Raw genomic sequence first — 13,844 nt, 5'->3', positions numbered from 1 at the left:
AGGACAAAACATGAGTACGACTTTCGCCCAGGCGGGAACATTTCTAATCCAGTCACTAGGTAGCTTTTATCTGGCAGTGGTCATGTTGCGATTTCTGTTACAACTGGCCAGGGCCGATTTTTACAACCCCATCTCCCAATTCCTGATCAAGGCCACGCACTTGCCCAGCAAACCTTTGCGCAAGGTGTTTCCCAGTTACCGCAATTTTGATCTCGCCAGTCTGGTGCTGGCATTGCTGAGTCAGCTACTGGCCATTGAAATCACTGCACTGGTCAACGGCTTTGATATGGTCAACATACTGTACGCGCTGTCCTGGGGCACGATCGGCATGCTATCCCTGATGCTGAACCTTTATCTGTATGGCCTGCTGATTATCATTATTGTCAGTTGGGTCGCACCCCAGAGCCAGCACCCTGCATTGATTCTGCTGAATCAGCTGATACGTCCGGCGATGGAGCCATTCCAGAGAATCATCCCGCCAATGGGGGGCATCGACCTGTCACCCATCTTCATGTTCCTGGTGATCAATATGCTACAGATTTTTCTCAACGGCATCGCCGGCAGCCTGCACACACCGGCAGGCCTGGTTCCCGGCTTCTGATGCCAGATCACTACCAGTGGCAGGGGAAGACGCTGCTGCTGCACTGCCAGCTACAGCCTCGAGCGGCAAACGATGAGATTGTTGGCATTCAGGGCGACAGGTTGAAAATTCGTATCACCGCTCCGCCCGTGGATGGCAAGGCTAACCAACATCTGGTTGCGCTGATGGCCAAATGGTTCGGCGTTGCTAAAAGCCGGGTATCGATCGTGCGGGGGGAAAGCGGCAGGCAAAAAACATTGACCATCGACGCTCCGCAGAAGATTCCCCGCGAAGCAGCCGTAGGGGATGCTAATTAACTGCCAGCCCTGCAACCAGTAACTAACTTGGCGTCTGGGCCAACGCCATTTTCTGCACTTTGACCAGGTCGGCAATACCGCGTTTGGCCAGAGCCAGCATCTGCTGAAATTCTTCTTCAGAGAAGGGAGCTTCCTCGGCAGTTCCCTGTACCTCAATAAAGCCACCCGCGCTGTTCATCACCACATTCATATCGGTTTCAGCATTCGAGTCTTCAGCGTAATCCAGATCGAGTACTGGCACGCCCTTGAAGATCCCCACGGATACCGACGCCACCATGTTGGTGATGGGACTTTGCTTGATGGCACCGGTTTCTACCAGGTGCTGCACAGCATCTGCCAGCGCCACACAGCCACCGGTAATCGATGCGGTGCGCGTGCCACCGTCAGCCTGTATGACATCGCAATCCACAGTGATGGTATTTTCTCCCAGCGCTGCCAGGTCTACGGCCGCCCGCAGGGAGCGTCCGATCAAGCGCTGGATTTCCAGAGTTCTGCCACCCTGCTTGCCGCGGGACGCTTCACGGGCCATACGCTCGCCCGTGGAACGGGGCAACATGCCGTACTCGGCTGTCACCCAGCCCTGCCCTTTTCCACGCAAAAAGCGCGGAACAGAGTTTTCCACACTGGCGGTACAAATCACTTTGGTTTCACCAAACTCGACTAACACAGAACCCTCTGCGTGTTTGGTGTAGTTGCGGGTTAACTTCACGGCGCGAAGCTGCTCGGGTCGGCGGCCACTGGGACGGGACATGGTAATTTCCTATTAACCAGATAAATAGAGGCTGCGTATTCTACCGGAATTAATGGCACTGCGGAGCTGCGTGTTAATATGGCCCCCTCATTTCAATACCATGGAGTTCATAGTGCCCAGCAGCATGACCGCTTTTGCTCGCCAAACCATCGAGGCCCCCTGGGGTACCGCTTCCTGGGAACTGCGTTCCGTGAATCATCGCTATCTGGAACCCGGTTTCCGCATGCCGGAAACCGTCAGAGATATTGAAATGCCGTTGCGGGAAATGGCTCGTAAATACCTGCAACGGGGCAAGGTGGACTGCACCCTTCATTTGCATATTGCCCAGGAGTCCGGGGATATTGCTGTGAACCAGTCACTGGCCCGCCAATACATCGACGCCAGCCAACAACTCGCAGGCATGATGGCTACTCCAGCCCCTATCTCACCACTGGATATTCTGCGCTGGCCCGGTGTGTTGAAAGAACCGGAAATTAACCGCGACGAACTCAACAAGACCTTGCTGGAGCTGTTTGAACAGGCGTTGATTCAATTGCTGGAAGGCCGCCAGCGCGAGGGCGAAAAACTCGGGCAGTTAATCGAGCAACGTTTGGATGCCATTGCTGTGCAAGTGCAATCTGTCCGCAACAACCTGCCGGAACTGTTAAAAGCTCAGCGCCATAAAATTCTTGCACGACTGGAGGAACTGCAGGTTAGCCTGGATCATGACCGCCTCGAACAGGAACTGGTGTTAATGGCACAAAAAGCTGACGTGGACGAAGAGCTTGACCGGCTCGATACACACCTCAGCGAAATTCGCCGTGTGCTGAAACGCAAAGAACCCATTGGCCGCAGGCTCGACTTCCTGATGCAGGAGCTGAACCGGGAGGCCAACACGCTCTCGTCAAAATCCATCGCCACCGATACCACCAACTCGGCTGTCGAACTGAAAGTTCTGATCGAGCAGATGCGTGAGCAGATCCAAAACATAGAATAAAATTCATTCCGGTTAACCGGAGCTAACAGGCTGTTGAACTTCTTTTTAACGATGCAAATGCCCGCAGATGTTTTTCATCAGCCCACCACCCCAGAGAGGCTATCGCGTGCCATTTAACCTGTAGGCAGGGTTCCGGAAATGATTAAAATACCGGGATGAGTAATGCAGCTGGCAGGGAGTTACGTTATGGTAGACATCCTGATAGGAGCCTTCGGCAACCGAGTGATCAACCACGAGTAAGCAGCACACCCCATGTCAATCCGAGGTACGCTTTACACTGTCTCCGCGCCATCCGGTGCGGGGAAAACCAGTCTGGTCAACGCCCTGCTGCAACAGTGTGCCGACCTTACCGTTTCCATTTCCCACACTACCCGCCCCATGCGCCCCGGCGAAGTGAATGGCATCAACTATCACTTTGTCGATGAGTCTGAATTCACCGCCATGCTGGAGCAGAAGGCGTTTCTCGAACACGCCCGCGTCTTCAACAATTATTACGGAACATCCAGGGACTGGGTCGAACAGACACTCGCCAGCGGACAGGATGTGATCCTGGAAATTGACTGGCAGGGTGCTAAACAAATTCGCGGGCTTGTGCCTGAGTGCGTCAGTATTTTCATTCTGCCGCCATCACTTGAGATACTGGAACAGCGACTCACCGGTCGCGGGCAGGATGATCCCTCGGTGATACAGCACCGGCTTGCAGAAGCACAACTGGAAATGTCCCATTATGTCGAAGCGGACTATCTAGTCATCAATGATGAATTTGATATTGCGCTATCAGAGCTGCAGGCCATCGTGACATCCAACCGCCTGCGGCAGGAAAATCAACGCCAGCGCAACGCGAATTTACTCCGCGATTTGTTGTCCTGATTAGCGCAATTTTGTAAACTCTTTGGTCCCGCGGCTCGCCGCGGGATTTTGTCTCTGGCGGTTGCAGGCAACTGCGCCGTACTAAACACGTTAACAACGGAATTAACTATGGCCCGTATTACTGTTGAAGATTGCCTCGACCATGTCGACAATCGCTTTGAGCTCGTTATGGTCAGCTCAAAACGCGCCCGTCAACTGGCGGTGGGCGGCAAAGAGCCTCACCTGCCCTGGGAAAATGACAAGCCGACGGTGATGGCTTTGCGCGAAATCGAAAGCGGTTTTGTGAATGCAAGCATCCTTGACGAGAAAGAAGAGCCCGAAACCTCTCTGTTAATGGAATCTGCAGAAGTAGAAGAAGAGGGCACCACCCCTCCCGAACAGCCTGCGGCCCCAGAGGCTGAGTAATCCGTGCAACGGGGGAAAACTTGCAAGCCAAAACTCTTGATGTTCTGAGCGAAAAGCTTTCCTCCTACCTCGAACCCGCCCAAGTCCAGGAAATTCTCAACGCTTACCAGTTCGCGGCCCAATGTCATGAGGGCCAGACGCGCCAGAGTGGTGAGCCCTACATCACCCACCCGGTAGCAGTTGCCATCATTCTCGCCAACATGCATCTCGATGCCGAGAGCCTGATGGCTGCCATGCTGCACGACGTGATTGAGGACACCCACGTCAGCAAAGAGGATGTGGCGGAACGGTTTGGCCCCACGGTGGCGGAACTGGTTGACGGTGTCAGCAAACTGACCGAGATCGAATTTGCCTCCAAGGCAGAACAACAGGCGGAAAACTTTCAGAAAATGACCCTGGCCATGGCCAAGGACATTCGCGTCATGCTCGTCAAGCTGGCAGACCGCCTGCACAACATGCGCACCCTGAAGGTACTGAGTGCCGCCAAACGACGTCGAATCGCCCGCGAAACCCTGGAAATCTACGCGCCCATTGCCCAGCGCCTGGGGATAAACGATATCCGTATCGAATTTGAAGACCTGGGCTTTGCCACCATGCACCCGATGCGCTACCAGCGCATGCGACAGGCTCTCAAGGCTGCACGAGGCCACCGCAAGGAAATCGTCGAAGACATTAAAAGCAGTATTGAGATTCGGCTTGCCAAAGAACTGATCAGCGCTGAAGTCACCGGCCGCGAAAAGCACCTCTGGAGTATCTACCAGAAGATGAAGAGCAAGCGGAAGTCATTCCGCGACATCATGGATGTGTTTGCCTTCCGTATTGTGGTGGAGTCCGTAGACGACTGTTACCGCACACTGGGCGTCATCCATAATTTATTCAAACCGGTTCCCGGAGAATTCAAGGACTACATTGCTATCCCCAAGGTGAACGGCTATCAGTCGTTACACACCGTGTTGCTGGGTATGCACGGCGTCCCCATTGAGGTGCAGATTCGTACCCGTGATATGGATGCCATGGCCAATTTCGGCATTGCCGCCCACTGGCTCTATAAATCCCGTGAGGATGGCAATCCTCGCGCCAACCGCTGGGTACAGGGGCTGCTGGAAATTCAGCAGAAGGCAGGTAATTCTCTGGAGTTTATCGAACACGTCAAGACAGACCTGTTCCCCGACGAAGTTTACGTATTTACCCCCAAGGGACAGATTGTCTCCCTGCCCTCCGGCGCCACACCCGTGGACTTTGCCTATGCGGTTCACACCGATGTCGGCAACAGTTGTGTCGCCAGCAAGATCAATGGTCAGCTGACTTCACTGTCGGAACCCCTGCAGAGTGGCAGCAAGGTATCCATCATCACTGCCAGAGATGCACAACCGAACCCTTCCTGGCTAAACTTTGTGGTCACTGCCAAAGCCCGCAGCGCCATCCGCCATTTCCTGAAACATCAGCAGCACGAGGAATCGGTCGAACTTGGCAAGCGACTGCTGGACCGTGCGCTGGACAATTTCGGCACCAGTTACCAGAGCATTCGCAAATCATGGATCAAGCGTCTTCTCACAGAAACTGGCGCCCACTCCTTTGAGGAAGTGCTGGAACAAATTGGCCTCGGCAACCGACTTGCCTACGCAGTCGCCAACCTGATGGCACCGCCGTCGCTACGCAAGGAAGTGACACCGGAAGAGTTTGATTCTCCCATCATGATCGACACCAGTGACGGGCTGGTGATTAATTATGCTCGCTGCTGCCACCCTATCCCCGGTGACCCCATCATGGGCCATCTCAGTCCAGGTCGTGGGCTGGTGGTGCATAGAGACTCCTGTAAGAATCTCAATGAAATTCGCACCAATGTTGAAAAGTGCATCATCCTCAACTGGTCACCCAATGTCCGAGGTGAATTTCCCGTCGAGTTCAAAGTTGAGCTGGTCGCAGAGCGGGGCATTATTGCCACCCTCGCTTCCCGCATTTCCGAAAGTGAGGCAACTATCCAGCAAATCAGTGTTAAAGAGCGCGACGCCCATTCCAACATTGTCGACCTGGTCATCGATGTAAAAAATCGTGTGCACCTGGCCAATGTCATGCGGCGTATCCGCGGCCTGAAACAAGTACAACGCGTGTATCGCACCAAAAATTAATATCGAGGAATTTCCATGCTAAACAAGGCTGTCATCAACACAGACAACGCACCTGCTGCCATCGGCACCTATTCACAGGCGATCAAGGTTAACAATACCGTTTACCTCTCTGGCCAGATCCCCCTGGACCCTGAAAGCATGACCGTCGTCGAAGGTGGCATTGCCGCGGAAATTGAGCAGGTATTCAAAAACCTCACAGCAGTGTGCGAGGAAGCTGGCGGAGCCCTGAAAGACATCGTTAAACTCAACATTTTTCTCACCGATCTCAGCAATTTCGCCACCGTCAACGAAATCATGGCGCGCTATTTTGCCGAGCCGTACCCTGCCCGTGCCGCTATCGGCGTCAAGGAATTACCCAAAGGTGTAGGTGTGGAAATGGATGGCATTATGGTGATCTGAGACTATTCACCATCTGTAGGAGATAACAGCTCCCGATAACCCTCCCGGAATGTGGGGTAGCGAAACACAAATCCGCTATCCCTCAGGCGCTGGTTGTTACAGCGCCGGTTGCCACCACGTACCACGAGCGATGTTTTCTCCGCCGCTGGTGACAATCCATCCACCCCCATTTCCCGAGCCAGCCAAACATGCACCTCATGTATAACAATAGGCTCGTTATCCGTGGCCAGATACAACGGCTCAATGTTCTCGCCATGTTTATACTTGCCTAACAGGTGCACCAGCACCCCCGCAGCATCATCGGCATGGATACGATTACTCCACTGTACGGGCTGTGGCGGGGCCAGACGGCCTTCCCTCACCTGCTGCAGCAATCGACCACGACCAGGCCCGTAAATACCGGAAAACCTCACAATACAACTGGTAATAGGCAACGCCTGAATGATGTCCTCCGCTTCTAGCAGACGCTTTCCCCGGTAGCTGACAGGCCGGGTAGCACTCTCTTCATCGACCCACTCTCCCTGATCCTGCCCGTAGACACCACTACTTGAAATCCAAACCACCAGACCCGGAGGGTGTACGGCATGCTGAACAGCCAGTGACAGCGACCGGGCCCCTGCCACATAACTGTCGCGATACCCTTCATCGCTCATGGCCAGAGGTGTCAGGGTGACGACCACCGCATCAAACCTGTGCTCATCCAGCAATGTCGTCAGGCTCTCACTGTCGCAAATATCCACAGAGCTACGAGACAGGCTTTCAGGCAACCGATTGATCTGCCGTCGCGCCCCATGGCAGACAAAGCCTGCTCCCTGTTGACGGTTTTTTTCCTGCAACTGGTCTATGGCGCGCAGCCCAATATCGCCACAACCCAAGAACAATACTTTCAATTAACTTTACCTTTTTGATTTGTTTTAGCTATTATTTGGTCAGGAGGTAATACCATGACGCTCACCGAACTTCGCTATATTGTGACATTGGCACAGCAGCAACATTTTGGCCAGGCTGCTGAGCTTTGCCATGTCAGCCAGCCAACTCTCAGCATTGCTGTCAAAAAACTAGAGCAGGAGCTGGGGGTAGAGCTATTTGAACGCTCCAAGAACAGCGTGCGCCCCACGCCCATTGGTGAACAGGTCGTGGCGCAGGCACAGCGGGTTCTGGAAGAAAGCGCCTCCATCCGCGATATCGCTTCCGCGGGCAAGGATCAGCTCAAGACCCCCTTACATGTCGGAGCCATCTTCACCATTGGCCCCTACCTGTTTCCCAGTTTTATTCCAGCACTACGGCAATCCGTACCCCAGATGCCGCTGGTTGTCGAGGAAGGTTTCACCGCCACGCTGCGCCAAAGGCTACGCAAGGGTGAACTTGATGTCATCCTCGTAGCACTGCCTTTTACAGAGCCCGACGTGGTTACTCAGCCTCTTTATACTGAGCCCTTTGTGGTTCTGGTACCCACCGATCACCGATTGGCGAAAAAGGACTTTATCAAACCCTCAGACCTGGATAATGAAAATGTTCTGCTGCTCGGTGAGGGCCACTGTTTTGGCGACCAGGTGCGGGAAGCCCTGCCCAACCTCAACCAGCACCTGGATGAGAGCCAACAGCAAATACGCACCCACAGTGAAGGCAGCTCCCTGGAAACCCTACGCCACATGGTGGCCAGCCACCTCGGCATCACCATTTTGCCTCTATCCGCAGCGATTGGTGCAGGATACAAGGAAGGTTTGCTGGTCACACGGGAGTTTGTAGCTCCATCTCCCTGCCGCACAGTAGCTTTGGCCTGGCGGGCCAGTTTTCCACGCCACAAAGCCATTGATGCACTGCGAGATGCCATCAAGCAAAACTCCCTGCCGAGCTGTACCACCTGCGCATGACAGAAAACAGTCTTGCCACCATGCCCGTCACCACACTGCGGGGTGTCGGTACCCAATTGGCCAGCAAGCTAGCCCGGCTTGGCATTGCAACTGTTCAGGACTTGCTGTTTCACCTGCCCCTTCGCTACATGGACCGCACCCGCATCACCCCCATCGGCGCCCTGCAACCCAACTCCGATGTCGTGATAGAAGGGCAGTTGCGTGGTTGCGATGTAGTCCAGGGGCGACGCCGTAGCCTGATGTGTCGCCTGCAGGATCACACCGGCACAGTCACATTACGTTTTTTCCATTTTTCCAATGCCCAACGGGAAAATCTTACCCGGGGCGGACACCTGCGCTGTTTTGGTGATGTCCGGCGTGGCAGATCCGGTCTTGAGCTGTACCACCCCGAGTACCAGTTTCTCGACCAGCACCAGCCGCCACCCCTGCAACCGTATCTCACTGCTGTCTATCCCGCTGTTGAAGGCATTAGCCAGGCAAGATTAAGAACTGTTATTGAACAAGCACTACTGCTTGTAAGTGAAGACTCACTTCAGGAGCTGCTGCCAGACAGTAGTGAGCTTTCTCTGCTTGAGTCACTACAGTTTATTCACAAGCCCCCTGCCACGGCACCCATGGATCAGCTGCTGACCGGTAGCCACCCGGCACAACAACGGCTGGCCCTGGAAGAACTACTGGCCCACCAGTTGAGCCTGGTGCAATTGCGACAACAGATCCAGCGCCACCCGGCACCCAGCCTAGGTGCCGGCCAAGCACTGCAACAACAGTTTCTGACCTCACTGCCATTTGCTTTGACCGCCGCACAGCTCAGGGTGGCGGCAGACATCATGGCTGACCTGGCCAAACCACATCCCATGCTGCGCCTGGTGCAGGGTGATGTAGGCTCCGGCAAAACCGTGGTGGCGGCTCTGGCTGCACTACAGGCCGTAGCTAGCGGCTACCAGGCAGCAATCATGGCGCCCACGGAAATTCTTGCCGAGCAGCATCGCACTAATTTTCAGTCCTGGCTGGAGCCTTTAGGGATAGAGGTGTCCTTGCTGACTGGCAAGGTCAAAGGCAAAGCCCGCGAAAGGCAACTGCAAATGATTGGTGACGGCAGTGCACGCGTTGTCATTGGCACTCACGCCCTGTTCCAGGAGGGTGTTGTTTTCTTCCGGCTGGGCCTGACCATCGTAGATGAGCAACATCGCTTTGGGGTTCACCAACGACTGGCACTTCGCGAAAAGGGTAAGGGCGATGTGCTGCCCCACCAGCTGATCATGACCGCCACTCCCATTCCCCGAACTCTGGCAATGAGTGCCTATGCGGACCTGGACTGCTCCACTATTGATGAGCTGCCCCCAGGACGCACCCCGGTCAACACCGTGGTGTTGGCGAAGAATCGCCGTCCGGAAATCATCGACCACATCCGCAGCGCCTGCGCCAACGGACGACAGGCCTACTGGGTCTGCACCCTGATTGAGGAATCCGATGTACTGGAGGCTCAGGCGGCGGAAGCCACCGCGGACGAGCTGCATTTGCTGTTACCGGAACTGCAAATTGGCCTGGTTCACGGCCGCCAGAAACCCGCAGAAAAAGCAGCAACCATGGAACGCTTCAAGCAGGGAAATATCCAGCTGCTGGTTGCTACCACGGTGATCGAAGTCGGTGTCGATGTGCCCAACGCCAGCCTGATGATCATCGAAGATCCGGAACGTCTTGGCCTGGCGCAACTACACCAACTCCGCGGCCGCGTCGGACGCGGCAAGTTGGAAAGTCACTGCGTGCTGCTCTACAGCCCACCGCTGTCAAAACAGGGCAGTGAGCGCCTGAGTATCATGCGACAAACCAACGACGGTTTCCGTATCGCCGAAAAAGACCTTGAATTGCGCGGCCCAGGTGAAGTTCTCGGCACCCGTCAAACCGGTGAGATGTCACTTCGTATCGCAGACCTGCAAAGGGATAGCCACTTGTTGCCGGAGGTCAAACGCCTGGCCAGGCAATTGCTGGAAACTTCGCCGCACACTACCAACCTGATTATCCAGCGCTGGCTGGGAGACGGTGAACGCTATGGCCAAGTCTGAGCAACGTTACTTCGAGTATAAGAAATTACCGGTTTCCACCCCCTATATGTGACATTTTTGTTTCAGCTACCTATACTCGCGCCCTACACATTAAGGAGGACGCTCCATGGTTTTCAATAACCCGCTTTCCAGTCTTTTCGGTAAGTCACCTATCAGTCCCCTGCAATCCCACATGACCGTAGTCGTTTCCTGCACCGAACTCCTTTGCAGCTTCATGTCCTCCGCCATTGCCAACGACTGGCAACAGGCTGAACAGATTTTTGATCGCATGTCCGAGCTGGAACATGAAGCGGATGCCATGAAGCGCAAGCTGCGCCTGCACCTGCCAAAAAGCTTGTTCATGCCTATGGACCGCAGCGATCTGCTCAATATGCTCAGCCAGCAAGACCGTATCGCCAATCGCTCCAAGGATATTGCCGGGCTCATGTTGGGCAGAAAAATGTCCATTCCGGAAGGACTTGAAAGCCAGATGACCGAGTTTGTCACTACTTCTGTGGAAGCATGCCGTCAGGCACATAAAGCCATTAACGAGCTTGATGAGCTGCTCGAAGTCGGCTTTATCGGCAAGGAAGTGGATTTTGTGGAAAAACTTATCCGCGAACTGGATGTTCTTGAAGACCGCACAGACCAACTCGAACAGGATATTCGTCACAGTCTTTTCGAAAAAGAAAAACAGCTACCGCCCATTGATGCCATGTTCCTATACCAGGTGATCGATATCATTGGCGAAGTAGCCGACCTATCCCAAAGTGTGGGTGGCAAACTGCAACTGCTGCTTGCCCGCTAAACCTATAACAACAATTAACGAGAACAACCCATGACGTTATTTGCTGAGTACGGCCAGATACTGATTATTCTGGCCTGTATATTCGGGGTCTTCATGGCCTGGGGAGTTGGTGCCAACGATGTCGCCAACGCTATGGGTACTTCGGTGGGTTCCAGGGCTCTGACTGTCAAGCAAGCGATCCTGATCGCCATGATATTCGAGTTTGCCGGGGCTTACCTCGCTGGAGGTGAGGTCACTGAAACCATCCGCAAGGGCATCATTGACCCGGCTGTCATGGCCGGTTCCCCGGACCTACTGGTGTTCGGCATGATGTCAGCTCTGTTGGCAGCGGGCACCTGGTTACTACTGGCCAGTGTCATGGGCTGGCCCGTATCCACCACCCACTCCATCGTCGGCGCCATTGTCGGTTTTGCAGCGGTGGGTATTTCCGCCGACGCCGTCAACTGGGGTAAGGTGGGAAGCATTGTTGCCAGCTGGGTCGTCTCGCCACTACTGGCTGGTGCCATCTCCTACATGCTTTTCCGCAGTGTACAGAGGCTGATTCTGACCCAGGACAACCCCTTCGTCCGGGCCAAAAAAATCATTCCTTTTTACATGTTTGCAGTGGGCTTTCTGATCGCCATGGTCACCATGCTGAAAGGACTGAAACACGTTTTCAAAGACTTCGGCATTAAACTAGGCTTCGGCGAATGCACTCTCATTGCATTAGTGATAGGCCTGGTGGTGATGGCACTGGGTACGATCTTGTTGAGCCGCGTGCAAGCTGACGAGGCCGCTGAAAAGGATAACCGTTTCGCCAACGTGGAACGGGTATTTGCCATCCTGATGGTGTTCACCGCCTGTGCCATGGCCTTTGCCCACGGCTCCAATGACGTCGCCAATGCGGTAGGTCCTCTGGCCGCCGTGGTCAATGTCGTGCAGGCAGGTACCGTCGAAGCCAAAAGCGTCATGCCACACTGGATTTTATTATTGGGTGGCGTGGGGATCGTTCTCGGTCTGGCAACGTACGGCTTCAAGGTGATGGGTACCGTCGGCCGAAAGATTACCGAACTAACCCCTAGTCGCGGCTTTGCTGCCGAACTCGGTGCCGCTGCCACTGTGGTTTTAGCTTCCGGTACCGGATTGCCTATTTCTACCACCCACACACTGGTGGGTGCTGTCCTGGGCGTCGGCCTGGCCCGCGGCATCGCCGCTCTAAACCTGCGTATTGTCGGTACCATTTTTATGTCATGGCTGGTCACCCTACCCGCCGGAGCCGGCCTGGCCATTTTGTTTTTCTATTTCTTCAAGGGTATCTTCAGCTGAAGTTCTTAAACATGACCGCCATAAAAAAGCCCGGCTAATGCCGGGCTTTTTTTTTATGCAGGGTATATCTTCATAAAGGATACATCGCTTACCCACTCAGCACATTGTCTTCGCCCTCAGATCTGGCAATCACCACCGCACAACAGGAATCACTGAAAACATTGGCAGCGGTGCGCATCATATCCAGAATGCGGTCAGTTACGAGCAACATACCAATACCCTCCAGAGGCAAACCGATCACCCCCAGAATCACGGTAATCGCCACCAGGCTGGCAGCAGGGATACCTGCGACACCAATGGAAGTAAGCAAGGCAACCAGCACAATCACAAACTGCGTTGCAAAGCTCAATTCCAATCCATAGGCCTGGGCAATGAACATGGCGGCTACACATTCATAAAGTGCCGTGCCGTCCATGTTGATGGTGGCGCCCAGCGGCAACACAAAAGAGCTGGTGCGGTTGGAGACACCGGCATTTTTTTCCACGCACTCAATGGTGACCGGCAGTGTGCCGGAAGATGAGGCTGTGGAAAATGCCGTCAACATCGCCGGCAGCATGGCCCGATAATGTCGTACCGGGTGAATGCCCGCAGCACGCAGTATCAGCGACAAGGTGATGAACACATGGATGGCCAGCCCCAATGCCACGGTAATGAAAAACACCAGCAACGGCTGAAATGCATCAAAGCCAGTCGCCGCCACCGTTTTGGCCACCAGGCCGAACACCCCCAGTGGAGCAAACTTCATGATAAACAGAGTGACCTGCATCATGGTTTCGTATACGCCGTTCCAGAAGCTCAACATGGTCTGACTGTGCTCCCGCGTAATCCGCGTCATGAAGACGCCGAACAGCAGGCTGAAGAAAATCAGCCCGAGCATCTGGCCATCGGCGGCCGCCTTGACGATGTTGGGGGGCACCATGCGTAAGAATACCGCCGTGATATCCCCCGCCCCACGACCATCCACCCGTGATAATTGTTCTTCAACCGCCTGGGGCTCGCTGAGGTTAAGGCGGCTACCCGCTGCTTCACCATCGACAATGCCGGGAGTCAGAAGATTCACCAGCAACAATCCCACCGTAATCGACAACAGGCTGGTCGACATGTAAAAGCCCAGGGTTTTGGCGCTCAGACGCCCAAGATTTTCACTGCCTCCGAGGCCGGCAATGCCGACAATGATCGACGACATGACCAGCGGTACGATGATCATTTTCAAGGCGTTGAGAAACAAAGTGCCGACAAAGCCGAACAGGTCGTATAAGCGGATGCCCAACAGAGCGCTTTCCTGCCCAGCCAGTAGCCCCACCAGAATCGCGGCGACAATGGCAATTAACATTTGCCAGTGCAGTTTCAGTTTACCCATCTCTGTTCTCCTTTATGCTGGTTCATCC

At 54.5% G+C, this 13,844-nt stretch carries 14 protein-coding genes; 11 read left to right on the top strand and 3 right to left on the bottom strand.

The annotated features are described in order from the left end of the window. The first annotated feature begins 10 nt into the window (after nucleotides 1-10). Nucleotides 11-601: a YggT family protein gene (locus Q8A57_RS07720; protein ID WP_305170433.1), complete on the top strand. Its 591-nt coding sequence runs from the start codon at nucleotides 11-13 to the stop codon at nucleotides 599-601. Continuing rightward, nucleotides 601-897, top strand: coding sequence for a DUF167 family protein (locus Q8A57_RS07715; protein WP_305170432.1), 297 nt, complete (start codon nucleotides 601-603; stop codon nucleotides 895-897). The genes Q8A57_RS07720 and Q8A57_RS07715 overlap by 1 nt, the downstream gene beginning before the upstream one ends. Nucleotides 898-919: 22 nt before the next feature. Here the strand turns inward: Q8A57_RS07715 and rph are convergent, their stop codons facing one another. Next, entirely contained in the window at nucleotides 920-1,648 is a 729-nt protein-coding gene (rph, locus tag Q8A57_RS07710; protein WP_305170431.1) for a ribonuclease PH, read from the bottom strand. Nucleotides 1,649-1,760: 112 nt separating this feature from the next. Here rph and Q8A57_RS07705 point away from each other — a divergent pair, with 112 nt between their 5' ends. From Q8A57_RS07705 to Q8A57_RS07685, 5 genes are all read left to right on the top strand, one after another. Then, nucleotides 1,761-2,624 carry a YicC/YloC family endoribonuclease gene (locus Q8A57_RS07705; protein WP_305170430.1) on the top strand — a complete coding sequence of 288 codons (864 nt, stop codon included), beginning with the start codon at nucleotides 1,761-1,763 and terminating at the stop codon, nucleotides 2,622-2,624. 252 nt (nucleotides 2,625-2,876) lie between these two features. Next, nucleotides 2,877-3,494, top strand: coding sequence for a guanylate kinase (gene gmk / locus Q8A57_RS07700; protein ID WP_305170429.1), 618 nt, complete (start codon nucleotides 2,877-2,879; stop codon nucleotides 3,492-3,494). A 108-nt stretch (nucleotides 3,495-3,602) separates the two neighbouring features. Next, nucleotides 3,603-3,899, top strand: coding sequence for a DNA-directed RNA polymerase subunit omega (rpoZ, locus tag Q8A57_RS07695; RefSeq protein WP_305170428.1), 297 nt, complete (start codon nucleotides 3,603-3,605; stop codon nucleotides 3,897-3,899). A gap of 20 nt (nucleotides 3,900-3,919) precedes the next feature. Continuing rightward, nucleotides 3,920-6,028 (top strand): RelA/SpoT family protein, encoded by a 2,109-nt coding sequence (locus tag Q8A57_RS07690; protein ID WP_305170427.1) that lies wholly within the window; start codon nucleotides 3,920-3,922, stop codon nucleotides 6,026-6,028. Between the two features lie 15 nt (nucleotides 6,029-6,043). Further along, nucleotides 6,044-6,427, top strand: coding sequence for a RidA family protein (locus Q8A57_RS07685; protein ID WP_305170426.1), 384 nt, complete (start codon nucleotides 6,044-6,046; stop codon nucleotides 6,425-6,427). A 2-nt stretch (nucleotides 6,428-6,429) separates the two neighbouring features. Here Q8A57_RS07685 and Q8A57_RS07680 read toward each other — a convergent pair whose 3' ends face one another. Further along, entirely contained in the window at nucleotides 6,430-7,317 is an 888-nt protein-coding gene (locus Q8A57_RS07680) for a sugar nucleotide-binding protein (RefSeq protein WP_305170425.1), read from the bottom strand. A gap of 54 nt (nucleotides 7,318-7,371) precedes the next feature. Between Q8A57_RS07680 and Q8A57_RS07675 the strand changes: the two genes are divergently transcribed. From Q8A57_RS07675 to Q8A57_RS07660, 4 genes are all read left to right on the top strand, one after another. Further along, the gene (locus Q8A57_RS07675; RefSeq protein WP_305170424.1) at nucleotides 7,372-8,301 is read left to right on the top strand and encodes a hydrogen peroxide-inducible genes activator; all 930 of its coding nucleotides are present in this window, start codon (nucleotides 7,372-7,374) and stop codon (nucleotides 8,299-8,301) included. Beyond that, a complete protein-coding gene (gene recG, locus Q8A57_RS07670; protein ID WP_305170423.1) occupies nucleotides 8,298-10,364 on the top strand; it encodes an ATP-dependent DNA helicase RecG in 2,067 nt (688 codons plus the stop codon). Before Q8A57_RS07675 ends, recG begins: the two co-directional genes overlap by 4 nt. A gap of 106 nt (nucleotides 10,365-10,470) precedes the next feature. Further along, on the top strand, nucleotides 10,471-11,151 hold the full coding sequence (locus Q8A57_RS07665; RefSeq protein WP_305170422.1) for a TIGR00153 family protein: 681 nt from the start codon (nucleotides 10,471-10,473) through the stop codon (nucleotides 11,149-11,151). Between the two features lie 30 nt (nucleotides 11,152-11,181). Beyond that, complete coding sequence (locus tag Q8A57_RS07660) at nucleotides 11,182-12,456, top strand: inorganic phosphate transporter (RefSeq protein WP_305170421.1); 1,275 nt, start codon at nucleotides 11,182-11,184, stop codon at nucleotides 12,454-12,456. 88 nt (nucleotides 12,457-12,544) lie between these two features. Here the strand turns inward: Q8A57_RS07660 and Q8A57_RS07655 are convergent, their stop codons facing one another. Continuing rightward, a complete protein-coding gene (locus Q8A57_RS07655) occupies nucleotides 12,545-13,816 on the bottom strand; it encodes a dicarboxylate/amino acid:cation symporter (RefSeq protein ID WP_305170420.1) in 1,272 nt (423 codons plus the stop codon). Between the last annotated feature and the right edge of the window lie 28 nt (nucleotides 13,817-13,844).

It is taken from the genome of Porticoccus litoralis (assembly GCF_030676955.1).
In the GTDB taxonomy this organism is placed as follows: Bacteria; Pseudomonadota; Gammaproteobacteria; order Pseudomonadales; family Porticoccaceae; genus Porticoccus; species Porticoccus litoralis.
Note: the sequence above shows the minus strand (reverse complement) of the source record. Positions and strands in the feature narration are given on the sequence as shown.

Excerpts from the sequence above, each read along its gene's own strand:
- gmk (WP_305170429.1), top strand. The coding sequence starts at position 2,877 with ATGTCAATCCGAGGTACGCTTTACACTGTCTCCGCGCCATCCGGTGCG.
- Q8A57_RS07685 (WP_305170426.1), top strand. The coding sequence starts at position 6,044 with ATGCTAAACAAGGCTGTCATCAACACAGACAACGCACCTGCTGCCATC.
- Q8A57_RS07660 (WP_305170421.1), top strand. The coding sequence starts at position 11,182 with ATGACGTTATTTGCTGAGTACGGCCAGATACTGATTATTCTGGCCTGT.
- Q8A57_RS07720 (WP_305170433.1), top strand. The coding sequence starts at position 11 with ATGAGTACGACTTTCGCCCAGGCGGGAACATTTCTAATCCAGTCACTA.
- rph (WP_305170431.1), bottom strand. The coding sequence starts at position 1,648 with ATGTCCCGTCCCAGTGGCCGCCGACCCGAGCAGCTTCGCGCCGTGAAG.
- recG (WP_305170423.1), top strand. The coding sequence starts at position 8,298 with ATGACAGAAAACAGTCTTGCCACCATGCCCGTCACCACACTGCGGGGT.
- Q8A57_RS07675 (WP_305170424.1), top strand. The coding sequence starts at position 7,372 with ATGACGCTCACCGAACTTCGCTATATTGTGACATTGGCACAGCAGCAA.
- Q8A57_RS07665 (WP_305170422.1), top strand. The coding sequence starts at position 10,471 with ATGGTTTTCAATAACCCGCTTTCCAGTCTTTTCGGTAAGTCACCTATC.
- rpoZ (WP_305170428.1), top strand. The coding sequence starts at position 3,603 with ATGGCCCGTATTACTGTTGAAGATTGCCTCGACCATGTCGACAATCGC.
- Q8A57_RS07715 (WP_305170432.1), top strand. The coding sequence starts at position 601 with ATGCCAGATCACTACCAGTGGCAGGGGAAGACGCTGCTGCTGCACTGC.
- Q8A57_RS07655 (WP_305170420.1), bottom strand. The coding sequence starts at position 13,816 with ATGGGTAAACTGAAACTGCACTGGCAAATGTTAATTGCCATTGTCGCC.